Annotated in this window: 22 protein-coding genes and 1 riboswitch; of the genes, 6 read left to right on the top strand and 16 right to left on the bottom strand. The window is 76.0% G+C overall.

The window, feature by feature from the left end; all coding sequences use genetic code 11:
• Positions 1–475: 475 nt before the first annotated feature.
• The 7 genes from CNO22_RS16250 to CNO22_RS16220 form a co-directional block, all read right to left on the bottom strand.
• Positions 476–1,093, bottom strand: coding sequence for a copper chaperone PCu(A)C (locus CNO22_RS16250; protein WP_100500352.1), 618 nt, complete (start codon positions 1,091–1,093; stop codon positions 476–478).
• A 96-nt stretch (positions 1,094–1,189) separates the two neighbouring features.
• Positions 1,190–1,699, bottom strand: coding sequence for a hypothetical protein (locus tag CNO22_RS16245; protein WP_100500351.1), 510 nt, complete (start codon positions 1,697–1,699; stop codon positions 1,190–1,192).
• Between the two features lie 148 nt (positions 1,700–1,847).
• A complete protein-coding gene (locus tag CNO22_RS16240) occupies positions 1,848–2,714 on the bottom strand; it encodes a metallophosphoesterase (protein WP_100500350.1) in 867 nt (288 codons plus the stop codon).
• Positions 2,711–3,715: an alpha/beta fold hydrolase gene (locus CNO22_RS16235; RefSeq protein ID WP_157936971.1), complete on the bottom strand. Its 1,005-nt coding sequence runs from the start codon at positions 3,713–3,715 to the stop codon at positions 2,711–2,713. The genes CNO22_RS16240 and CNO22_RS16235 overlap by 4 nt, the downstream gene beginning before the upstream one ends.
• Positions 3,712–5,193, bottom strand: coding sequence for a phosphatase PAP2 family protein (locus CNO22_RS16230; protein WP_100500348.1), 1,482 nt, complete (start codon positions 5,191–5,193; stop codon positions 3,712–3,714). The genes CNO22_RS16235 and CNO22_RS16230 overlap by 4 nt, the downstream gene beginning before the upstream one ends.
• A gap of 474 nt (positions 5,194–5,667) precedes the next feature.
• Positions 5,668–7,071 (bottom strand): metallophosphoesterase, encoded by a 1,404-nt coding sequence (locus tag CNO22_RS16225; protein ID WP_100500354.1) that lies wholly within the window; start codon positions 7,069–7,071, stop codon positions 5,668–5,670.
• Positions 7,071–8,003: an alpha/beta fold hydrolase gene (locus CNO22_RS16220; protein WP_157936970.1), complete on the bottom strand. Its 933-nt coding sequence runs from the start codon at positions 8,001–8,003 to the stop codon at positions 7,071–7,073. The genes CNO22_RS16225 and CNO22_RS16220 overlap by 1 nt, the downstream gene beginning before the upstream one ends.
• Before the next feature lie 378 nt (positions 8,004–8,381).
• On the opposite strand from CNO22_RS16220, the gene CNO22_RS16215 reads away from it, so the two are divergent.
• Positions 8,382–8,675 (top strand): hypothetical protein, encoded by a 294-nt coding sequence (locus CNO22_RS16215; RefSeq protein ID WP_100500346.1) that lies wholly within the window; start codon positions 8,382–8,384, stop codon positions 8,673–8,675.
• A gap of 10 nt (positions 8,676–8,685) precedes the next feature.
• Here CNO22_RS16215 and CNO22_RS16210 read toward each other — a convergent pair whose 3' ends face one another.
• Positions 8,686–9,465 carry a sporulation protein gene (locus tag CNO22_RS16210; protein WP_100500345.1) on the bottom strand — a complete coding sequence of 260 codons (780 nt, stop codon included), beginning with the start codon at positions 9,463–9,465 and terminating at the stop codon, positions 8,686–8,688.
• Between the two features lie 210 nt (positions 9,466–9,675).
• On the opposite strand from CNO22_RS16210, the gene CNO22_RS16200 reads away from it, so the two are divergent.
• Positions 9,676–10,866, top strand: coding sequence for a site-2 protease family protein (locus CNO22_RS16200; protein ID WP_100500343.1), 1,191 nt, complete (start codon positions 9,676–9,678; stop codon positions 10,864–10,866).
• 25 nt (positions 10,867–10,891) lie between these two features.
• Here the strand turns inward: CNO22_RS16200 and CNO22_RS16195 are convergent, their stop codons facing one another.
• The 3 genes from CNO22_RS16195 to CNO22_RS16185 are packed head-to-tail and all read right to left on the bottom strand — an operon-like array spanning position 10,892 to position 13,514.
• Positions 10,892–11,734, bottom strand: a complete 843-nt coding sequence (locus CNO22_RS16195) for an SDR family NAD(P)-dependent oxidoreductase (protein ID WP_100500342.1) — start codon at positions 11,732–11,734, stop codon at positions 10,892–10,894.
• A complete protein-coding gene (locus CNO22_RS16190; RefSeq protein ID WP_232807086.1) occupies positions 11,731–12,021 on the bottom strand; it encodes an alpha/beta fold hydrolase in 291 nt (96 codons plus the stop codon). Before CNO22_RS16190 ends, CNO22_RS16195 begins: the two co-directional genes overlap by 4 nt.
• Positions 12,018–13,514, bottom strand: coding sequence for a flavin-containing monooxygenase (locus CNO22_RS16185; RefSeq protein ID WP_100500341.1), 1,497 nt, complete (start codon positions 13,512–13,514; stop codon positions 12,018–12,020). Before CNO22_RS16185 ends, CNO22_RS16190 begins: the two co-directional genes overlap by 4 nt.
• A gap of 64 nt (positions 13,515–13,578) precedes the next feature.
• On the opposite strand from CNO22_RS16185, the gene CNO22_RS16180 reads away from it, so the two are divergent.
• Positions 13,579–14,823 carry a PucR family transcriptional regulator gene (locus CNO22_RS16180; RefSeq protein WP_100500340.1) on the top strand — a complete coding sequence of 415 codons (1,245 nt, stop codon included), beginning with the start codon at positions 13,579–13,581 and terminating at the stop codon, positions 14,821–14,823.
• A 68-nt stretch (positions 14,824–14,891) separates the two neighbouring features.
• Here the strand turns inward: CNO22_RS16180 and CNO22_RS16175 are convergent, their stop codons facing one another.
• The 3 genes from CNO22_RS16175 to CNO22_RS16170 form a co-directional block, all read right to left on the bottom strand.
• Positions 14,892–15,860 carry an NADPH:quinone oxidoreductase family protein gene (locus tag CNO22_RS16175; protein ID WP_100500339.1) on the bottom strand — a complete coding sequence of 323 codons (969 nt, stop codon included), beginning with the start codon at positions 15,858–15,860 and terminating at the stop codon, positions 14,892–14,894.
• Positions 15,861–15,942: 82 nt separating this feature from the next.
• Entirely contained in the window at positions 15,943–16,116 is a 174-nt protein-coding gene (locus tag CNO22_RS27770) for a hypothetical protein (protein WP_157936969.1), read from the bottom strand.
• Positions 16,117–16,146: 30 nt separating this feature from the next.
• Positions 16,147–16,686 (bottom strand): DNA-directed RNA polymerase subunit alpha C-terminal domain-containing protein, encoded by a 540-nt coding sequence (locus CNO22_RS16170; protein WP_157936968.1) that lies wholly within the window; start codon positions 16,684–16,686, stop codon positions 16,147–16,149.
• A 92-nt stretch (positions 16,687–16,778) separates the two neighbouring features.
• Between CNO22_RS16170 and CNO22_RS16165 the strand changes: the two genes are divergently transcribed.
• Both CNO22_RS16165 and CNO22_RS16160 read left to right on the top strand, forming a co-directional pair.
• Complete coding sequence (locus tag CNO22_RS16165) at positions 16,779–17,621, top strand: alpha/beta hydrolase (RefSeq protein WP_100500337.1); 843 nt, start codon at positions 16,779–16,781, stop codon at positions 17,619–17,621.
• Positions 17,622–17,980: 359 nt separating this feature from the next.
• The gene (locus CNO22_RS16160; RefSeq protein WP_100500336.1) at positions 17,981–18,916 is read left to right on the top strand and encodes a LysM peptidoglycan-binding domain-containing protein; all 936 of its coding nucleotides are present in this window, start codon (positions 17,981–17,983) and stop codon (positions 18,914–18,916) included.
• A gap of 69 nt (positions 18,917–18,985) precedes the next feature.
• Here CNO22_RS16160 and CNO22_RS28415 read toward each other — a convergent pair whose 3' ends face one another.
• Together CNO22_RS28415 and CNO22_RS16155 are read right to left on the bottom strand one after the other, a co-directional pair.
• A complete protein-coding gene (locus CNO22_RS28415; RefSeq protein ID WP_198588382.1) occupies positions 18,986–19,138 on the bottom strand; it encodes a hypothetical protein in 153 nt (50 codons plus the stop codon).
• 194 nt (positions 19,139–19,332) lie between these two features.
• On the bottom strand, positions 19,333–20,370 hold the full coding sequence (locus CNO22_RS16155; RefSeq protein WP_100500335.1) for an alpha/beta fold hydrolase: 1,038 nt from the start codon (positions 20,368–20,370) through the stop codon (positions 19,333–19,335).
• Between the two features lie 191 nt (positions 20,371–20,561).
• Between CNO22_RS16155 and CNO22_RS16150 the strand changes: the two genes are divergently transcribed.
• Entirely contained in the window at positions 20,562–21,728 is a 1,167-nt protein-coding gene (locus CNO22_RS16150) for an MFS transporter (protein ID WP_157936967.1), read from the top strand.
• Positions 21,729–21,869: 141 nt separating this feature from the next.
• A riboswitch (cyclic di-AMP (ydaO/yuaA leader) is annotated at positions 21,870–22,022 on the top strand.
• Positions 22,023–22,224 lie beyond the last annotated feature (202 nt).

Below are 22,224 nucleotides of genomic sequence, written 5' to 3'. Positions count from 1 at the left end.
CTACTGCACCAGCGACCACCGCGGCAAACACCAGGCCCCCGGCTGGGCCCACACCCTCACCCCCGACGGCACCCTCACCGTCACCACACCGTCCGGCCTCACCGCCGTCACCGAACCCCCGCCCTACTGAGAACCGGGCTGTCGGCCGAAGGCGACGAGCCAGGAGCCGGTGTGTGCAGGACGCAGACCGAGAGTCGGGAGCCGGCGTGCGCAAGACGCGCACCAAGGACCGGAGCCGGCGTCTGTGGCACGCCCCGGGAGCCAGGAGCCGGAGCCCACCAGCCGGGAGCCCCACCAGTCGGGAGTCGGGCACGGGGCGGACACGGGGGCCACACACCGACTGCGCGAGGACGTACGACGCAGCGAGGCCTCGACCCGGATGGCGGTTCGGGACCCCGTTGCGGTGGGCGGTGCCACGCGGCGACCGCGTCGCGGGACCCACCGGATGGCTGGGCGGCCGGGCGGTGCGACCAGCTCAGCTCGTCGGCGACGGCGTGGGGGTGTCCTCCGTCGGGTCCTGGTCCGGGTCGTCGTTCGGGAAGTCGAACGACGTCGCCGGGTCCTCCTCGGCGGAGACCATCACGTCGACGGTGACCTCGCCGGCCTCGGCGAAGGTGAAGGTGACCGGGATGGACTGCGAGGAGCGCAGCTCCTGACCGAGGCCGAGCAGCGTGACGCTCGGCGGCCCCTCGGCGCCGACGTAGAGGGTGTCCTGGGCGTCCACGGTCAACGGCAGCCCCTGCCCCTCGGCGGTCTCGACGCGGACGCCGCTGAAGTCCGGCCCGCTGATGTCGGTCACCGTGACCGGGTCGCCGCCGGTGTTGCTGACCGCCACGTACAGCGGGGCCTCCTCACCGACCTCGTGGACGCCGTCGTCCGGGTACGCCAGCTGGACCTGCAGCAGGCTGACGTCGTCGTTCACCCGGGTGTCGGGGCCCACCGCGCCGCCGTCGACCTCGGTGCCGGGGTCCTCGGCGGGCGCGTCCTCCTCGAGGTTGGGCGCGCTGCACCCAGCCAACAGCAGGGTCGCCCCCGCGACGGCGGCCGCGAGTCGGCGGCGCGTGGGGGAGAGGGGCGTGGGACGGGGGGTCATGAGGCCTCCTGGGCTGCGGTGGTACGGATCGTGGCGTCGGTCTGCACGGCCGGCCGGGCGCCGTCGGAGGGCGGCAGGTCGGTCCTCCGGGCCTCGTCAGGGAGCCGGCTGCAGGATCTCGGCGACCAGGAAGGGCTGCTCGTCCCACTCCTCGAGCTGGTCGGCACCCACGTCGAGCCCGAGCTCCTCGGTGACCACCCCGGCCTCGAAGGAGTCGACCGGCGTCGCGGCCACGAGGAGCGCTTGGCCGGCCTCGGGGTCGACGTCCCCTGCGTCCTGGGTGGCGACCACCAGGACCTCGCCGACCTCCTCGTCGTCGGGAGAGGTGATGGTGAAGACCCGTGGCGAGATGACCTCGGCGACCTCGGCCAGCAGGGTGACCTCCTGGCCTGCGTAGGCGGGCAGGTCCTCGTAGAAGGCGGCGTCCAGCACGCCGCTGTAGGGGTCGTCGAGGTCCTCGGGGCCGCGGACGTCGGGCACTTGGACCTCGAGGTCGGGTGCCGACGCGCCGTCGTCCGCGGCACAGCCCGACAGACCGGCGCCGGTCAGCGCCAGGACGGCGGCCAGCGTGGGCCCGGTCAGCGACCGGGAACGGTACGCGCGCACGACGGGGTCTCCTCTCCACCGGTCGGGCCCCTGCGGCCCGCTTCGCACCTCCTCCTGCCCGGCCTGCCGGGACGGCCCCCTCACCAGGGCGTTGTGTCACAGAACCTTCATCTGCCCGGTCCCGGTCGACCCTCGGTGCGGACGACGGTCAGGCGCCGGGCTGGAGCTCGAAGAAGGCCAGCTGCGGCGGTGCGTTGACGCGGGCGGGGACGACGCTGAAGCCGATCCCGCAGGTCACGAAGAGCCGGTTGCCCTCTGCGCCGTACTCCGCCGGCGCCCAGCCGTCGGTCACGACCTCCTCCTGCGCGGTCAGCTCCAGGTAGGACCAGCGGGGCAGCCCGGGGATCGCGATCTGGCCGCAGTGGGTGTGCCCGGCGACCGTCAGCGGCGCGCTGCCGGGGGGCAGCTCCGGGAAGACGCTCGGGTTGTGGGCCAGGACGACCCGCGGGGCCCCGTCGGGGACGTCGGCCAGCGCGGCCTCGACGTCGGCGAGCCCCGGGCGCACAGGCCCGATCCCCACCACGTGCAGCCCGTCGGTCCCGTCGACCGGCACCGCCTCGTTCTCCAGGACGGTGATGCCGACGCCCTCCAGGGCGCGGGTCAGCTCCTCGGCCATCCCGGCCGCGTGGTCGTGGTTGCCCAGGACGGCGTAGGTGGGCACGCCGGACTCGGCCAGCGGCCGCACCAGCTCCACCACCCGGTCGACCTGCACCTCGACGCCCGGGTCGCGGCTGTAGACGTAGTCGCCGCCGAGCAGCACGACGTCCGGCTCCGCGGCGAGGGCGGTCTCGACCGCCTGCGCGACCATGCCGTCGTTGTCGAAGAACGCCCCGATCTGGAAGTCGGCGAGGACGGCGACCTCGGTGCCCGCGTCGGCCCCGGCCAGCTGTGCCAGCGGCACCTCGAGGCGCTCCTCGTCCAGGATCAGCCGCGGCTCGACGAACACGCCGTAGACCGCCAGCAGCACGAGCAGGGTGCCCAGCACGGCGCCGATGCGCCCGAGCCAGCGTTTCACGAGACCCTCCGTCCGTCGTCCCCGGTGCGCGACCGGGCCAGCAGGTCGAGCAGCGCCGCGGTGACCACCTCGGCGTGGGTGAGCGGCACCATGTGGCCGGCACCGGGCACGAGCACCAGCCGGGCGCGCGGGCCGAGCCGCCGGGTCAGGCGCTCGGCGGCGGTGGCCGGGACGGTGGTGTCGTCGGTACCGGCGAGGACCAGCACGGGCAGCGTCCGGAGCGCGTCGACGGCCGCCCGGCCGTCGTAGCCCGCCAGCCCCGGCAGGTGCGCCGACATGACCGCGGTGGGCGTCGCCGTCCACGCGCCGGTCATCTCCCGGACGGCCTGCTCCGGCGGGTCGGCGGCGAACAGCCGGTGGCGCAGCAGCCGCTGCACCGGCCCGGTGCGGAACGGGTGCAGCAGGTGCACCGGCGGGGAGGCGAGCCAGAGGGCCGCGGCGGCGGCGGACACCGCGCCGACCCGCACCGGGGTCCGGGACCCGGCGTCGTCCCGCCCGGCCAGTGCCAGCGGCGCGGCGAGCGTGGACAGCAACGTGACCCCGACGACGCGGTCGCCGAACAGGTCCGGCCGCCGGCCGGCGAGCGCGAGCAGGGCCATGCCACCCATCGAGTGACCGACCAGCACGACCGGCCCCGCGGGTGCGACCCGGTCGACCACCGCGGCGAGGTCACGGCCCAGCCGCTCGGGGGTGGCCCGCAGCCGGCCGGGCCACCCGCTGCGGCCGTGGCCGCGCTGGTCGAAGCGCACGACCCGGGCGTGCTCCTGCAGCGCCGCCCACTGGGGGTCCCACATCGTCGAGCGGGCGGCGAAGCCGTGTGCCAGGACGACGGTGACGGGCGCGGCGGGGGAGCCGGCGACCTCGACGTGCAGGCGGACCCCGTCGTCGGTGCGGACGCCAGTGGGGTCCCCGGGGTGGGTCCGGGCGGTGCGGCGAGCGGTCCACGCCCGCACCGCCAGCGCGCCGGCGAGGGCGACGGCTCCCGCCCGTACCGCCGTCACGACCGCTCCGGCGCGGTCGTCCCCGCCCGTGCACCGGTGCCCGGACGCGGCAGCAGGAGGCGCGCGCAGGTCCACACCCACAGGCCGCCGAGGAGGAGGCCGGCGAGCACGTCGGTGGGGTGGTGGGCGGCGGTGTAGACCCGGGCGGCGCCGACGGCGAGACCGAGCACGAGGGGCAGCGCGAGCACCCACCGACGCCGGCGGGCGCGGCCGTGGGCCAGCACGAGCGCGGCCAGGGCGCCGTACACGGCCACCGCGGCCGCGGCGTGCCCGGACGGCCAGCTGGCGCCCGTGGGCAGTCCCGCGGTCAGGTCCGGCACCTGCGGGCGCATCCGGCCGACCAGCTGGGAGCTGACCAGGTAGGCGGTCACCTCGCCGACGAGGGTCACCACGACGAAGACGACCGGCCGCCACGACGCCGCGACCGCGACGCCCAGGACCGCCAGCGCGAGGCCGACGGCCACGACCGTCCGCGTGCCCCCGGCGTGGCCGACCAGCTCCACGACGGTGGTCAGCCCGGGGCTGCGCTGCTCGGCGGACCAGCGCACCAGGCTGCGGTCGAGCCGGCCGACCCAGGTGTCGAGCAGTGCGCCGGTGACCAGCAGGCCCAGCCCGGTGACGAGGGCGCAGACCGCGACGAGGGCCGCGAGCAGGCGCAGCGCCGTCGTCCGGCCTCCGGGCAGTGCCGGGTCGGCCGCGCGGACGCCGTCCACGCTCTCGTCCGGGGGCACGTCGAGCGGGTCCAGCGGCTCGTCGGCATGCCGCCCACGACTGTGCTGCGACCCGCGGAACGCGGCGGTGGTGACCGCCAGCCAGGCCGCACCGAGCGTCCAGCCCGCGAGGACGTCGGAGACGAAGTGCACGCCGAGAGCCAGCCGGGTGGCCCCGACGACGAGCACGAGCAGCGCCGCGGCGGCGACCAGCCAGGGCCGGGTGCGGCGGCGCACCGACGGCAGCACGAGCAGGAGCAGCACGCCGTAGGTGACCAGCGCGGTCATCGCGTGCCCACTGGGGAAGCTGGCGTTCGACGGGGTGTCGACGACGGGGGAGTCCACGACCGGGCGGGCGCGGTCGATGACCGCCTTGGTCACCGGCACGAGCACCGCCAGCCCGACGCCGGTGGTGGCGACCCAGGCGGCCAGCCGTCGCTGGCGGCGGACCAGCAGGAACACCGTCGTCAACGTCAGCACGAGGACCGAGACGCCGGCACCGCCGAGGTCGGTGACCGCGCTGAGCACCGACACCAGCAACGTCCGCCCGCCGACCACCTCGTTGAGCACCGCGGCGACCTCGCCGTCCAGACCGGTCAGCGGCGCCCACGAGCGCTGCACCAGCAGCCAGAGCAGGAGGAAGGGCACCGCGCCGGCGAGCAGCGCGACCCAGCCGAGCAGCGCCCGCAGCTCGAAGCGGCCCATCCCGGTGGTGTCCGCGCGGGGGCCGTCGCGCGACGCACCCCGGACGAAGGCGTTCCGTGTCATCGGGATCGGGCTACCCGCGGCGGTCCGCGGCCGGAACGCCGACGGCCCTTACGGTCCCGTGACATCGCCGCCCTGAGGCCCGGGGTCAGCGCGACCGGCCCGGTCCCGCCGTCCCGTGCTGGAAGGTGTCGCGGTGCCGTGAGGGAGGGCGCCGTGACCGGTGGAGCGGCGCGGTGTCCCTGAGGGGACGAGGAGGGCACGACGAGCCGGGCCGGGCCCGCGCACGCCCGGTGGGACCTGGGCGTCGTCGCGGATCCGCGGCACGCGGCGAGCGTGGGGCCGGGCGTCGGCCCGGCACGGGGGAGGACCGGACCGACGCCCTCCCACGGTGAGCGGTGTCGACGGCGGCGGCCATGCCCGGCGCCGGTCGTCAGGGGAACGTCACGTCGACCGCGCCGCTGCGGCGCCACGGTGACGTCCCGGTGACGCCGGTGGTCCACCGCGGTCCCGGTCCGGGGTCCGGCCGGGGCAGCGTCAGTCCGCCCGCACCGTCAGCGGGAGCTCGACCAGCCGGCCGTCCGGCGACCGGGGGGTCAGGTATTCGGGCTCGCCGTCCCGGCCGACCGCGGCGAGCGGCGTCACGGTCATCTCCGGCCCGTCGATGCGGGCCAGCAGCAGGTGCGACTGGGCGGCCCAGGCCACGGTGCCGGCCGCGGCGAAGCCGGTCGGCGGGTCCTCCCGCAGCTGGCCGCCCGCGCCGGTGACGACGTGGTGGACGCCGTCCACCCGGGAGACCTGGAAGTTGTGCTCGTGACCGGCGAAGGCCACCCGCACGCCGGCCCGCCGGAAGAGCGGGACCAGGTGCTCGACCATCGCGGGGGTGTTCCCGTGGTGCGGTCCGGCGCAGTAGGCGGGGTGGTGGGAGAACGGGATGCGCCACCGCGGGCCACCCCCCTCCGGCAGGGCGTCGGCGAGGAAGCGCCGGTGGCGCGGGTGCTCGAAGAAGTGCTCGGTGGGCAGGTCGCGGGACAGCGAGGTGTCGATGCAGACGAACTCCACGTCGGAGCCGTAGGCCAGCCGGTAGAACAGCCCCGGGTCCACCGAGGCCCGTGGCCCGGCGACCTCCGGGGTGAAGCGCTCGTCGGTGTGGAAGTTGTCGCGGACCTGCGCCCGGTCGTCACTGCTCTCCTGGTCAGCGGTGTCGTGGTTGCCCACCGCCGGGTAGACCGGCACGCGGGCCAGCGCGTAGCGGTAGGGGGCGTAGAAGCTGCCGTACCAGTCGGTGTCGGCGCCCCCGCTGCCCTCCGATCCGCGCTGCCCGGGGGTGGCGTAGACGTTGTCCCCGACGGTGAGGACCAGCCGGATGCCGGGCCGGTCGGTCACCCGGTCCAGCACCTCGGCGATCCGCCGCTGCCGCCGTCCGCACTCGGTGTCGGCGACGATGCCGACGCCGAAGTCGCCGAGGACGGCCAGGTCCAGCGGCGCCGGCCGGTCGGGCGCCGGGTGGGTGCGGAAGGCGAGGGTGTAGGAGCGCCCGCCCGGACGCAGGTCCAACCCGCCGCGGGGCACCGGCCCCCAATCCCAGCGTCCGCCCTCGGCCCACGGCCGCCCGTCCACGGTGATCCGGTAGCGGTACGGGGTGTCGGGACACAGGCCCTCGACCCAGACGTGGTTTGCCGCGTCGGTGCCGGCCCGCGCGACCACGGTGCCGGCCTCGTCGAGGACCTCGACCTCCGCGCTGCCGTACGGGGCCGAGCCGGCGCCGATGCTCGCGCTGCGTCCCGGGTCGACCTCGTGCAGGTCCGCGTCGCCCAGCACGCGCCACCGGCCACCCGGGTCGTCCCGCGCGAACCAGAAGCCGCCCCAGGCCACCAGCGCCCGGTCGGGGCCGACGTCGACGAGGTGGACGAACGGCTCGAAGTGGGTCTCGGTGCGCATCACGCGGTGGTCCGGGTCACCCAGCGGGCGATGTGCCCGGTGACGAGGTCGGGGTGGAGCAGCGGGAGCATGTGACCGGCGCCGGGCACCTCGACGACCTCTCCCTCGGGCAGTGCGGCCACCAGTTCGCGCAGCTCGTCGGGCGGCACCTCCGGGTCGTCGGTGCCGTGCAGCACCAGCGTCGGCACGTCGAGCCCCGGGGCGAGCTCGGTGCCGTCGTGGCCGACGCTGGCCAGCGTCGTGCCGGCCAGTGCCAGCGGGCGGGTGGACAGGAAGCTGTCCCGCACCCGGGCGACGGCGTCCTGCGGCGCGTCGTCGGCGAAGGCCGCACGGCGGACCAGCCGGTCGGACACCGCCTGCACCGGCCGCAGCCGCCGGCCGACCAGCGCGGTCGCGCGCAGCACCCGGAACCACCCCCGGTGCAGCGCGGCCCGGACCGGCGGCGGGAGACGGCGGGCGGGCAGGCCGGGTGCGGTGACCCCGGAGCCCCCCGAGCCGGCGAAGACGACCCCGGCCATGCGGCCGGTGCCGCCGATCCCGGCCGCGGCCAGGACGATCCCGCCACCGAGGCTGTGCCCTGCGACCACCGCACGCCGTCCCTCCGGCAGGCAGGCGCCGAGCACGGCGAGCAGGTCGCGGGCGTGCGCCTCGAGTCCGTAGCCCCCGTCGCGGGCGTCGCCGCTCTGCGCGTGCCCCCGCAGGTCGTAGGCGAGCACGCGGTGCCGGTCGGCGAGCCGCTCGGGGACCTCGCCCCACGACTCGGACGACAGGCCCAGCCCGTGCACCAGGACGACGACCCGCCCGTCCTCCGGGCCCCACGTGGACAGCGCGAGCCGGGTGCCGTCCCAGGAGCGGACGTCGGTGGACGTCGTCGCCGCCGGCGCCGGTCCGGCCCCGCGGTCCCCGAGCTGCGCGCTGTCCTGTCGTCCCATCGTGGCTCCCTCTCCGGCCGCGCGGCGGTCGCTCCACCCGGTGCCCGTCGGTCGGGCGGCCGCTGCGCGGCCGGCCCGGTTCGTCACCGGACCGTCATGCCGTGCGGGTCGGGACGGGCGGTGTCGGGCGGCGTCGTGGTCGGCATGCCGCGGTGTCCCCGGGGCCGGCCGGCGGGTCACCGGAGCGCGCCCGGGACGGCGGAACCGGCCGACGTCGGTCCGGGGGCACGACGACGTCGACCGACACGGGGTCGTCGGTGTGCGTGCCTCCCGGGTGACGACTGCGTGACGTCGGACACCCGCAGGGGCCATCCGCGTCGACCGGGGTACCGGTGTGCCGGGACGGCGGCGCCGTCGTCCGGGGGAGAGGAGTCCCACGTGGACTGGGTCGTGCTCGTCGTCCTGCTCGCGCTCGCCGCCGCGCTGGCCGGTCAGGGGGCGCGGCTCCTGGCCGCGGGACGGCGGGCGGCCGACGCCGACCCGGAGGCCGGCACCGACCGCGCCGTCCTCTCGCTCGTGCTGGAGGGCATCGCCGTCGGTCTCGGGGTGGTCGGCGCCGCCGTGGCCGCCGCCGGCGCGACCGGGCCGGTGCAGGTGGCGGTGTTCCTGGCGGCGGTGTTCGCGGTGGGCCTGCCGGTGGCCGGGGTCCTGCTGCGCGCCCGCCGGGGCTGACCCCCCGGGCTCAGAACCAGCCGCGCCGCGCGCCCAGCTGCCGGACGGCGGCGTCCAGGTGCGCGGCCACGGTGCGGACGTCGGTGTCGGAGTGCGCCAGCCGCAGCCGGCCGCCGACGTCCCGCCCCTCGCTGAGCAGCCCGCCGCGCCGGTCGACCTCCAGGACGACGTCCACCCCCTGCGGGTCGGCGAGGAAGGTGACCTCCAGCTCGTTGACCCGCCCGCGCAGTCCGGGCGGCGGAGCGAACTCGACCTCCTGGTAGAAGGGCAGCTCGCTGCCGCGGATGCGGCCCTTCTCCACGTCGGCGCCGCGGAATGCGAAGCCCAGGCCGTCCAGCGCCTGCAGCACGGTGCGCTGCACGGGCAGCGGCAGCACGGTCACCGGGTCGAGGTCGCCGGGGTCGACCGAGCCGGCGATGTCGACCCGGGTGCGCAGACCGACGCGCATGCCGCGCAGGTGCCAGCCGTCGATCGCGGTGATCGGGCACTGCCAGGGCACCGGCAGGCTGAACGGGAGCCGGTACTGCTGGCCGGGCTCGATCCGCGCCCCGCCGGCGACCGGCGCGGTGCCGAAGGTGACCTCCTCGCGCCACGAGGAGTCGCCGCTCTCCACCTCGACGGTGGCCTGCAGCGCGACACGGACCTCGGTGACGTCCTGCGGGACCTTCCCCCCGGTGACGTGGACGGTGCCGGTGACGGCGCCGCCCGGCGTCGTCTCCGGCCGGTCCAGCACGGTCTCGACACCGGCGCCGCCGGAACCCAGGCGCGCCATCATGCCGCGGAAGGCCATCGATCCTCCTGATCACAGGGGTGGGGTCCCCGGAGCCTGTCACGGCGCCGGATCGCGTGTCACCGCCCCGCGGGCGGGGCACCCCGCTCCCGGGGACGCACGTCGTCCCGGCCGACCGTCCCGACGTCGTCGCAGAGGCGGCCCTCCGTCCGGCCGACCGGGCCGCCTGCCGACCCGGCGGCGTCCTGGTGCCGTCCCGAGGGGAGGAACGTGAACGAGACCTTCCGCCTGGGCCGGATCGCCGGCATCCGCGTCGGCGTGAACGCCAGCGTCCTGGTGATCGTCCTGATCATCGCCGGCGGGCTGGCGTTCGGCCGGCTCCCGCTCGTGCTGCCCGGCCGCGGCACCGCCGCGTACGTCGCCGCCGGGGTGGCGGCGGCGGTGGCCTTCCTCGCCTCGCTGCTGGCCCACGAGGTGGCCCATGCCGTGGTGGCCAGGCGCAACGGGGTGGAGGTGGAGGGCATCACCCTGTGGCTGCTGGGAGGTGTCGCCCGGCTGAGGGGAGGCGCCCGCACGCCCGGCGCGGAGTTCCGCATCGCCGGCGTCGGCCCCCTCACCAGCCTCGTCCTCGGCGTGCTCCTCGCCGCCGGTGCCCTGCTGGCGCGGCTCGCCGGGGCCGACGGGCTGCCGGTGGCCGTCCTGGAGTACCTCGCCGGCATCAACGTGGCGCTCGCCGTCTTCAACCTCGTCCCGGCCGCCCCGCTCGACGGCGGGCGGCTGCTGCGGGCTCTCCTGTGGCGGCTCCGCGGCGACGCGTGGTCCTCGGCGGTGACCGCGGCGCGGGCGGGCCGGTTCTTCGGCTTCGCCCTGATCGCCCTGGGCTTCCTGCAACTGGTGACCGGCCGGGGGTTCGGCGGGCTGTGGCTCGCGCTCGTCGGGCTGTTCGTGGTGAACGCGGCGACGGCCGAGGAGCAGCACGCGCGCGTGTCCGGCCGGCTGGGCGGACTGGCCGTCGGCGCGGTCATGAGCACCCCCGCGCTGGTCGCCGACCCGGACCTGACCGTGGAGCGGTTCCTGCACGAGGTGGCCCTGGTGCGGCGGTTCAGCACCTATCCGCTCGTCGAACCCTCCGGTGCACTCGTCGGCCTGGTGACGCTCAACCGGCTGCGCTCGGTGCCGCCCGCGGCCCGGGCCACGACGCGGCTCCGGGACATCGCCTGCCCGCCACCGGAGATCCCGGTCGCCCGACCCGGCGAGCCGCTCACCGAGCTGCTGCCGCGCATGGCGGGGTGCAGCGACGGCCGCGCGGTCGTCCTCGACGGCGGCCGCGTCGTCGGCGTCGTCTCGCCGAGCGACGTCTCGCGGACCCTCCAGCTGGCCGACCTCGCCGCCTTCGACCGGTATCCGTCAGCGGGCGGCGGGGCCGACGTCGCCCGCGTGCCGGACGCCGGCCGCCCCTGACCGTCCCGGCCCCGCGCCGACGGGGTCAGGAGGCGAAGCGGCGCTCCGCCCGGGCGACCAGCACCGGGTAGAGCCGCGGCGCCAGCCGGACCAGCAGGTCCACGGCCCTGGCGTCGTTGCCGACGAGGATGCGCGGCCGCCCGGCCTCCACGCCGTCCACGACGATCCGCGCGGCCTGCTCAGGCGGCATCCTCAGCAGCTTCTCGGTGTACGCGCGGTGCCGGGCCTCGTCGTCCGGGGTGAGCTCCTGGCCCTGCGCCCTGGCGTGCTCCAGCGCCGCCGTCGCGATGTTGGTCCGCACGCCGCCCGGGTGCACCACGCTGACCTGCACCGGGTGCCCGGCGGCCAGCAGCTCGGCGCGCAGGCTCTCGGTGAACCCGCGGACGCCGAACTTGCTGGTGCAGTACGCCGTCATGCGGCCCTGGCCCATGATCCCGTTGAGGCTGGACACGTTGACGACGTGCCCGTCGCCGGAGGCGATGAGGTGCGGCAGGAACGCCTTGGTGCCGTGGATGACGCCGAAGAGGTTGATCGACAGCACCCGGTCGTAGTCGGCCCAGCTGTTCTCGAGCACGGTGCTGCCGCCGGCGACCCCGGCGTTGTTGTAGACCTGGTGGACGACGCCGAAGTGCCCGGCCACCGCGGTCGCGTACGCCTCGACGGCCGCGCGGTCACTGACGTCCAGGCGGGCGGTATGCACCGCGGCACCCAGCGCCTCGGCCCGGTCGGCGGTCTCGCCCAGGCCCAGCTCGTCGACGTCGGACAGCGCCAGGCGGGCACCGCGCCGGGCCAGCTCGAGGGCCAGCTGCCGGCCGATGCCGGAGGCGGCGCCGGTGACGACGGCGACCTTGCCGCGCACGCTGCTCATCGGGTGCCTCCTGCAGTGGTCCGGACGAGGTCGGTGGTGAGCTCGACGAGCCGGTCGACGACGCCGGGCGCCAGGTGGTGGCCCATGCCGGCGGTCTCGACGTGCCGCGCGCCCGGAGTCGCGTCCGCGGTGGCCCGCCCGCCGGTCGGGTGCACCATCAGGTCGCGGTCGCCGTGGACGACCGGGGTCGGCGCGGTGATCCGGGCGAGGTCGGCCGTCCGGTAGCCAGAGGCCGGGATGGCGCCGAGGTCGACGAAGCGGTCGGTGTCCTGCGCCGTCGCCGTCACGCGGTCACCGACACGCGGTCGGCTGCGCGGAACAGCTGCAGCTCGGGGTCGGTGACGTCGTCGGCGCGCAGCAGCTTCACGTCGGTGCTGTAGCTCGTCGACGTCAGCCACGGCACCCGGTCGCCCTGGCGGGGGAGCTGGTCCACCGCGCGCTGGATGTAGCCGGCGGCGAAGTCGAGGAGGGGCCGGGTCGGCATGTCCGGGTCGCTGGGCTCGGGCCGGGCGACGTCGTACCCGTGCGCGTCCATGTGCGCCAGCAGCCGGCAGAAGTGCTCGCAGAGCAGGCCGATCTTCAGCGTCCAGGACGAGTTGGTGTAGCCGATGGCGAGCACGAAGTTGGGGACGCCGGAGAGCATCATCCCCTTGTAGGCAATCGTGTCGGGCAGGTGCACGGGCTCGCCGTCGACGGTCAGCCCCATGCCGCCGATCGCCTGCACGTCGAGCCCGGTGGCGGTGACGATCACGTCGGCCTCGAGCTCCCGGCCGGAGGCGAGCAGCACGCCGTTCTCGGTGAAGGTCTCGATCCGGTCGGTGACGACGTCCGCCGTCCCCTTCCGGATGGCGCGGAACAGGTCGCCGTCCGGCACGGCGCACAGCCGCTGGTCCCACGGGTCGTACGGCGGGTTGAAGTGCTCGTCGACCGGATAGCCCTCGGGCAGCTGCCTGGCGTTGACCCAGCGGATCAGCCTGCGGGCCGCCTTCGGGTACTTCCGGCAGAACCGCCAGATGCCGATGCCCCGGGCGATGTTCTTGCGCCGGATCAGCGCGTACGCGCGCTCCTCACCGAGCAGCGCGCGCAGCCGGTTGGCGAGTGCGTCGTGGCGCGGCACGGGCATGACGTAGCTGGGCGTCCGCTGCAGCATCGTCACCTTCGCGGCGGTCTCCGCCATCGCCGGCACCAGGGTGACCGCGGTGGCGCCGCTGCCGATGACCAGCACCCGCTTGCCCGCGTACTCGAGGTCCTCGGGCCAGTGCTGCGGGTGGACGATCGGGCCCCGGAAGCGCTCCCGGCCGGCGAAGACCGGGGTGAACCCCTCGTCGTAGCGGTAGTAGCCGCCGGCGCAGAACAGCCAGTTCGCCGACAGCTGCAGCCGCTCCCCGGTGTCGGTGCGCTCGACGTCGACGGTCCAGCGCGCCTCGGGAGTCGACCACGAGGCCGCCAGCACCCGGTGGGAGTAGCGGATGTGGGCGTCCAGGCCGTTCTCGGCGATCGTCTCGCGCAGGTAGGCCAGGATGCGCGGCGCGTCGGCGATCGACTGCTCGTCCCGCCACGGCTTGAACTCGTAACCGAAGGTGTGCAGGTCCGAGTCCGAGCGGATGCCGGGGTACCGGAACAGGTCCCAGGTGCCGCCCGAGGCGGCGCGGGCCTCGAGGATCGCGAACCTCGTCGCCGGCAGCTCGGTCGTCAGGTACCGCCCGGCCCCGATGCCGGAGATCCCGGCCCCGACGACGAGGACGTCGAGGTGCTCGACCGGCGTCTGCGTGGAGGTCACCCGTCCGACTCTCCGTGGTGCGCACCCCTTGCGCCAGCACAGCGTGCACCACGATGCTCGCCGCGTGGTGCACACTGCTGCGGACGTCCGCTGGCCCGACGTCTCGCCGCGGGTGCGGGAGCTCTTCCGGGCGGGGGCCGAGGTCGCGCTCGACCCCAAGGACGCGTGGGTCGAGGAGCTGCACGCCGCCTCCCTGGGCGGGCAGCGGATGCGGCCGGTCGCCGAGGACCCGGTGCTCGCCGCGGCGACGCGGCGGGTCAACCTCGCCAACCTGCTGCACTGGGCGGCGGCCAACGTGCAGCACCCGGGACGCCGGGTGCCGCCCAACACCGGGCCGGAGTCGCTGGAGGCGGCGCGGGACCTGGTGCGCCGGGGACTGGACGAGTCGGCGCTGGACGCTTACCGCGCCGCCCAGAGCGTGGCCTGGCGGCGGTGGATGGAGATCTGCTTCGAGCTGACCTCCGACCCCGCCGAGCTGCGCGAGCTGCTGGACGTCTCCGCGCTGTCGATCGCCACCTTCATCGACGACACCGTCGCGGCGACGTCGGAGCGGATGCGCGCCGAGCGCGACGAGCTCACCCGCGGCGCGCACGCCGAGCGCCGGGCCGCGGTCACCCTGCTGCTGGAGGGCGCCCCCATCAGCCGGGCCCGCGCCGAGGCCCAGCTCGGCTACGGCCTGGCCGGCCCGCACACCGCCGTCGTCGTGTGGAGCGGCTCGGGGACGGCGTCCGAGCAGCTGGAGGCCGCGGCCGAGGCGGTCGTCCGGGCCAGCGGGGCCGCACACCGGCTGACCGTCGTCGCCAGCGCCGCCGCGCTGTGGGTGTGGCTCCCGGTGGGGACGGCGCCACACGCCGGGCAGCTCGCCGGCGAGCTGGCCATGCACCCCGACGTCCGGGTGGCGGTGGGCCGCCCCGGCCGGGACGTCGACGGCTTCCGCCGCAGCCACCTCGACGCCGCCACCACCCAGCGCATGGTGGCCCGGCTGACCAGCCCGCAGCAGGTGGCCCGCTACGAGGACGTGCAGCTGGTGGCGCTGCTGACCGGCGAGCCGACGCAGGCCGACGAGTTCCTCGCCGACACCCTGGGCGACCTGCTGCACGCCGACGCCGACACCCAGCAGGCGGTGCTGACCTACGTGCGCGAGCTGGGCAGCACCTCGCGCACCGCCCAGCGGCTCTACACCCACCGCAACACGGTGCTGCGCCGGCTGGCGCGCGCCGACGAGCTGCTGCCGCGCCCGCTCGCCGAGAACGTCGTCAGCGTCGCCGCGGCCCTCGAGGTGCTGCGCTGGCGCGGGACGGCCTCCTGACCGGGTCCGGCCACCCTTCAGGGGCCCGCGCCGAGCCTGCGAGGTGTGGGGGGAAGGGTGGCCCTTCGTCAGGTGCGGACGCGGAGCAGCACCTTGCCGGTGGCCCGGCGCTCGTCGAGCTCGGTAACCGCCGCCGCGGCGTCGGCCAGGTCGTGCACCGAGCCGAGCACCGGGTCGAGGGCGCCGCGCTCCAGCAGCGGCTGCAGGTCGCGCCACTGCTCCTGCACGTAGCCGGGGTCGCCCGTCCAGAACGCGCCCCAGCCGACGCCGACGACCGAGACGTTGTTCAGCAGCAGCCGGTTGACCTTGACCGTGGGGATCTCCCCGCCGGTGAAACCGAGGACCAGCAGCCGCCCCTCGCGGGCCAGGCTGCGCAGCGAGTCGGTGAAGCGGTCGCCGCCGACCGGGTCGGCCACGACGTCGACGCCGCGGCCGCCGGTCAGCTCCCTGACCCGGTCGCGGAACCCGTCGGCGAGCACGACCTCGTCGGCGCCGGCGGCCCGGGCGGCCTCGCCCTTGGCCTCGTGCGACACCACCGCGAGGACCCGCGCGCCGTACGCCTTGGCCAGCTGGATGCCCGCCGTCCCCAGGCCACCGGCGGCACCGTGCACCAGCACCGTCTCGCCCTCCCGCAGCTGACCGCGGCGGCGGAGCGCGAAGTGCATGGTCAGGTAGTTCATCGGCAGCGCGGCGCCCTGCTCGAAGGAGACGCCGTCGGGCAGCGGGAAGACGAAGCCCGGGTCGGCCGCGGCCACCTCGGCGAACCCGCCGAAGCCCGGGAAGGCCGCCACCCGCTGCCCCGGCTGCAGGCCGCTGCCCTCCGGCGCGCTGCGCACCGTGCCGGCGACCTCGCTGCCGGGGACGAACGGCAGCTCCGGCTTGACCTGGTACTGGCCGCGGCTGAGCAGCACCTCGGGGAAGGTCACCCCGGCGACGTGCACGTCGATCAGCACCTTCCCGTCCGCGTCGGGCTCGGGGGCGTCGACGACGGAGATGGCCGAGGGGCCGTCGAGGGTGGCGATCTGGGCGGCGCGCACGGGTCCTCCTGCACGGTGGGGTTCTCGGACCGCGCGAGCTTGTCAGAACACGTGACCGGCGTCGCACCGCGGGGTGCCGCCCTCAGTCGGTCTCCGGCTGCTCGGTCTCCGGGCCGACGGCGGGGGCGGCGCCGCCGAGCTCCGTGCTCTGCGTCGGCTTCGCGTCCTCCAGGCGGGGCACCCGCGGGTCCTCGGGCAGCGGGGGAGCGGTCTCCTGCGGGCCGTCGTCGCGCGGCGGGGTGCTCTCGGGATCCATGCCCCGGGGGTACCCCGCCGGGCGGCCGGCCTAGCCCCCGACGAGCCGGCGCAGCCGGCGGACCGGCGCCCGGACGGCGCACACCGTCAGCCGCACCGGGAGGGTGGCGAGGGCCTGACCCACCCGGACGCCGAGGCGCCACAGGTCGGCGTAGTCCGGCGGGCGGGACGCGGTCGGCGTGGGGTCGGGCGGGGGCGGCGTCGCGGGCACGATCAGGTCCACCGTCGTGCGGCGGCGGGTGCTGCGCAGCGACTCGAACGAGGGGATCCGCGGCGCGTCGGGCGACTCCTCGTCGTCGGACGTGGCCTCGGGGGAGGACAGCTGGGTGGGATCCGGCTGCGACCGCTCGGTCGCGGGCAGCCGGCCGGGCGGCTCGGGGACGACGCGGCGGATCGCGGCGATGCTGCCCGGGCCCAGCCCGTCCACCGCCTGGAGCTCGGCGCGGGTCAGCGCCGCGAGCTGCGCGGTGGTGGTGATCCCGGCCCGGGTCAGCGCGGTCACCGCCCGCGCGGGCAGGCCCAGGTCGCTGACGGTCCCCCCGGGCGCGTTCCTCGGCGACGTGGTCGGCATGGGGTCCAACCTAGGGCCGGGCGATGCGTGGCACCGGTCCAGGTCTCCTGCAGGATGCGCAGGCAGTCCGCACCCGCGTAGGAGGCTCCCCGATGACCGCTGCCCAGCCCGTGCACGTCGAGGGCACCCTGTCATCGGGGCAGTACCGGCAGGCCTGGACCGTCGAGGACCCCGTCGGCGCCGTCGTCCTGGTGCACGGCGCGCACGAGCACGGCGGCCGCTACCGGCACGTGGCCGAGCGGCTGGCCGCCGCGGGCTACGCGGTGCACGCCGTCGACCACCCCGGCCACGGCCGGTCCCCGGGCCGCCGCGGCAACATCGGCAGCATGGCCGCCGCCGTCGACGGTGTCGCGGAGCTCGTGCGTCTCACCGCCGAGCAGCACCCCGGCGTCCCGCTGTTCGTCTACGGGCACAGCCTGGGCGGGCTCATCGCGCTGCAGTACCTCACCGGGACGCCGGACGCCCGGGTCACCGGCGCGGTCATCTCGGCGGCGGCGCTGGACACGAGCGCCGCGAACGCCGTCCAGAAGGTCGTGGCGCCGCTGCTGTCCCGGTTCCTGCCCGACCTCGGGGTGCTGCAGCTCGACGCGGAGGCGGTCAGCCGGGACGCGGAGGTGGTGCGCGACTACCGGGCCGACCCGCTCAACCACACCGGCCGGATGGTGGCCCGCACCGGCGCCGAGCTGATGGCGACCGCGCTGGCCATGCCGCGGCGGCTGCCCGCGCTCACCCTGCCGCTGCTCGTGCTGCACGGCACCGCCGACCGGCTCGTGCCGCCGGCCGCCAGCGAGGTCGTCCGGGCGCACGCAGGCTCCCCCGACCTCACGCTCCGGATCTACGAGGGGCTCTTCCACGAGCCGCACAACGAGCCCGAGAAGGACGACGTCCTGGCCGACGTGGTCGCCTGGCTCGACGCGCACCGTCCGCCGTCCTGACCTGGGCGTGTGGCCGGAGTGACGAGCGACGCACGCGGGTGAAACGCCGACGTGACCTGCGGCGCGCCGTCCTCAAACCTGGATGTGACCGGCGTCATGGCGACAATGCACATGACCACACGTAGCGTTTTGTGTGCGCTCAGCAAACGAGAGAGCGCGGCGCCGGTCCGCCAAACCCTGCCCACCGGTCGCCATCCATATCCCAGGGCAGGGGTGGGGGACCCACGACCACGGCGCGCCACGCCTCGAGCCGTACGACTCGAGCGCAGGCCCGCCTCGGGGTGAAGCCGCGGACCGCGGCCGGGCACCGATCGCCCGAACCCGACAGCTCACCTCGCCGGCGGTGATCGGAGATCACCATGGCCAAGCACCGCGCACCCCGCTACGTCCGCACCAAGAAGGTCATCGCCAAGGCGCCCGTCGCCGCCGGCGCGACCGTCGTCGGGTTCGGCGTCCTGAGCGCCCCCTCCCAGGCGCTCGCCGGGACGACCGGCCCGCTCCCCGCCCACGCCGTCGAGGTCCCCGTCGCCACGTCGGTGACCGACGCCGCCGCCACGGAGACCGACTACACCGTCGTCCGCGGCGACACCGTGGCGAGGATCGCCGCCGCCCACGGTCAGTCGTGGCGCGAGCTGTACCAGCGCAACGCCTCCCTCATCGGCGCCGACCCGAACCGCATCTTCCCGGGACAGGTGCTGCTCACCACCGGCTCTGCGCCGGCGCGTGCCGCCGGGTCTGCCGGTGAGGCTGCGCCCGCCGCCCCGGTGACCTCGCTCGCCGTGACGGCGCCTGCCCACGCTCCTCACGCGACCCAGGCTGCCGCTGCCCCCGCTCCGGCCGCTGCCCCCGCTCCGGCCGCTGCGCCGGCTCCGGCGGCTGCGCCGGCTCCGGCGGCTGCGCCGGCTCCGGCGGCTGCGCCGGCTCCGGCGGCCACCGCGCGCATCACCAACAGCGCCGGGAACGTGCGGCCCCAGACCCAGGCCGCGGCCAACGAGGTCGTCAGCAACGTCCCCGGCGCCAGTGGCATCACCATCGGCGGCACCCGGCCCAGCGCGACCGACCCGAACGGCCATCCGTCGGGCCTGGCGCTGGACTACATGGTCGGCTCCGACGCCGCCCTCGGGGACGCGATCGTCGCCTTCCACATCGCCCACTGGGACGAGCTCGGCGTCGAGTACGTCATCTGGCAGCAGCGGATCCTCACCTCGCCGGGCGGCGTGTGGAAGGCCATGGCCGACCGCGGCAGCGCGACGGCGAACCACATGGACCACCCGCACGTGAACTACGTCGGCTGACTCCCCGGACCGTCCGTCAGCGGCCCCCACCCGTCCCGCGGGTGGGGGCCGCCGGCGTCCGTGGGCCGGTCAAAGCAGCAGGTCGAGGTCGTCCGGGCCCGGACCGGTGCCACCGGAGTCGCGCAGCGGGGAGTCCTCGGGCAGGTCGTCCTCGGGCGGCTCGGGCGCGACCGGACCCTCCGCGTACAGGGTGCTCGGGTCCCGCGGGTCCATCTCGCTCATGGGGTGAAGGTGCCCCGCCCGAGCCGGGGGAACCCCGCACGGGTCAGACGTCTCGGACATCTGTTGCGGAACGACTCCGTCACCCGCATGCTGACCGCGGGCGGGGCCCTGGGGGAGCACCCGGGCGAGCTCCGCCCGCCAGCTCGGTCGCGTGCGCGCGCCCGTCGTCCCGCACGGGACGACGGGCCGGCGGGTCAGGCCGGACGGTCGAGCAGCTCCCGCAGTGTCCGGTCGACGAAGGCGTTGTCCGCGGCGTTCATGCCGAGGCCGGCGAAGTGCCCCCAGATCGTGTCGATGACCCGGACCTCGCCCCGCTCGATGAACTGCGCGGCCCACTGCTCGTCCTCGGGTGGGAAGTACAGGTCGGTCCGGGCGGGCATGGCGACCACGGGACAGCGGATGGAGCGCAGCGCCGCCTCGGTGTCCCCGTCGAAGCCGGGCGTCCGGCCGACGTCCCCGTGCTCCCAGGTCCACAGCATCGCCAGCAGGTTGTTCGGGTCGCGGTCCTCGTCGAGCCAGAACCCCTCCCAGAACCCGACCAGGAAGTCCTCGAGCGAGGAGTACCCCATGCTCCGGTACTCGCGCTCCCAGTAGAACGCCTGGGACAGGCCCCACCCGGCGTAGATCCGGGCGAAGGCCCGCATGCCCGCCGTCGGGCGCGCGCCGGGGGAGTACTGACCGCCCCGGAAGGCCGGGTCGAGGGTCAGCGTGGCCCGCAGGCTCTTGATGAAGACCTGGTTGTGCTCGCTGGTGCGGCTCGAGCCGACGATCGGAGCGGCCCGCTTCACCATCTCCGGGTGGCTGACCGCCCACTGGTACGTCTGGCCGGCCCCCATCGAGGAGCCGAGCACGAGCTCGATCGACTCGATGCCCCACTCCTGCGTGAGCAGGCGGTGCTGGGCCTCGATCTGGTCGGCGAAGGTGACCGGCGGGAAGTGCGGGCCGTCGAACGGCGGCGGGGTGGTGCTGGGGGACGTCGACAGGCCGTTGTTCAGCTGGTTCGGGACGACGATGAAGTACTTCTCGGGGTCGCAGGCCAGGCCCGGGCCGATCGACCACTCGTTGGCGTCGTGCCAGGCGCTGAACCAGGTCGGGTGCACGATCACGTTGGACCGGTCGGCGGCCAGCGTCCCGTACGTCTTGTAGGCCAGCTGTGCGCCCCGGAGCGTCGCGCCGCTCTGCAGCGGCAGGTCGCCGAGGTCGAACAGCTCGTGGTCCGTCGGAGCCGGCACGGCGGGTTCCTCCCAGGTGGGGACGTCCCGTCAGCCTGCTCGCCCCTCCGGGGGCACCGCAACCGGTGGGGCCGCTGGTCGGCACCCCGCACCCGGGCTGTCCGGGACCGCACGGAAGGACTGCGGGCAGGTCTGCGTCACCTCCTGACCGAGGCGGCGCCGTCGTCCTCGGTGCCGTCATCCTCACCGTCGTGAGCAGGGGGGCGAGCGGCCGTCGGCGGCCGACAGGACAGCCACGGACGGTCCGCCTGGTCGCCTCCGGCGTGGTGGCCAACCTCGCGGTCGGGACGCTCTTCGCCTGGAGCCTCGTGGCGCCCCGGGTGGTGGCGGACGTCGGGGCGCCACGGGGCAGCGGCTCGGCGGTGTTCGCGCTTGCCCTCGTGGTGTTCACCGTGGTCCTGCTGGTGGTGGGCCGCGCGCTGGCGCGGGTCGGACCGCGCCGGCTGCTGGCCGCAGCCGCCCTCGTCGCCGGGGTGGGGCTGGGACTCACCGCCGCCGGGAACGGGCCCGAGGCCCCGTGGCTGGGGGTGGGGCTGCTGTTCGGCGCGGCCAACGGGCTGGCCTACGGCGTCGCTGTCGCCCTCGCCACTCGCGTCCCCGCCGAGCGCCGGGGCACCGCGAGCGGCCTGGTGGTCGGCGCGTACGCGGCGGGACCGGTGCTGCTCGGCCTGCTCGCGCCGCGCGTCCTGCCGGACGCCGGCTGGCGGACCTGCCTCGCCGTCCTCGCCGTGCTCGTCGCCGGGCTGGTGGGCCTGGCCGCCGTGCTCGCCCCCGCGGGTGCCGGGCCGCGCCGGGACCGTGGCGCGGAGGCGGTGCCCGGGACGACGGTGGTGGCGCTGTGGGTCCTCTTCGCCGGAGGTGCCGCACCCGGGCTGGTGGTCTTCGCCACCGCCGCGTCCCTGGCCGCCGCGGCCGGGCTGGGGCCGGGAGCGGCGGGAGCGGCCGTCTCCCTGCTGGCAGTGGGCAATCTGGGCGGCCGGCTGGGTGCCGGCTGGTGGTCCGACCGCGTCGGGCGCCTGCCGGCCCTCGCGACGGCGCTCGCGGCCACCGCCGTCGCCCTCGCCGGGCTGGCCGTCACGGCCGCGCCGGCCGTCGTCCTGACCGGTCTGCTCGCCGTCGGACTGGCCTACGGCGCGGTGTCCGCGCTGGTCCCGGCGGCGACGGCGGACCGGGTCGGGGCGCGGGCCTTCCCGGCGGTCTACAGCCGGGTGTTCACCGCGTGGGGGTGCGCCGGCCTGCTCGCCCCGCTGCTGGGCGGGAGGGTGACCGACCCCGACGGTCCGCAGCTCGACCTGCTGCTGCTCGCCGTCCCCCTCGTCCCCGCCGCGGCCGCGCTGGCCGTCCTCGCGCGCCGGTGACGCCTACACCCGCCGGCCGTCGATCCGGAGGGTGGACGACGCGCGTCACCTGACGAATTCAGGGCCGCGAATTGTCACAGCTCGATAACGCAGCTACGGTCGTCGCGTCCGGTCGGTCGTCACGTCCCCATCGGGGGGCCCGAGCGGACGCCGCCGAGTCGCCCTCTCGGGCGAGCCGGGGACCCACCGCAGTACTGGGGTGAATCCCGCTCCTGGACGCACGTCCGGGAGCAGGTAGGGCTGCTTCCCGCCCGAACCCGTCAGCTAACTCGGTAGGCGGCCGTCGGAAGAAACGGAGAGCCGCCGGATGGCGTGCCCTTGCCCTGCCGCACCACCCCGCCGGCTCCGGTCCCGGGTGCGCTCCCGCACCTGACCGCCCGCGGCCGTCCGCAGCGGACGCCGCCGCGCAGGCCCCCCGGGACACCTGAGCACCTCCGCTCGGCCGGCTCCCCGCCGCTTCCCCCCGGTACGCCCGCCCCGGCGCTCGCCGCACGGC

The sequence above is a fragment of the Geodermatophilus chilensis genome (assembly GCF_002802985.1).
Lineage (GTDB): Bacteria > Actinomycetota > Actinomycetes > Mycobacteriales > Geodermatophilaceae > Geodermatophilus > Geodermatophilus chilensis.
The sequence above is the reverse complement of the archived record's forward strand: the minus strand, read 5'-3'. Positions and strand labels throughout refer to the sequence as shown.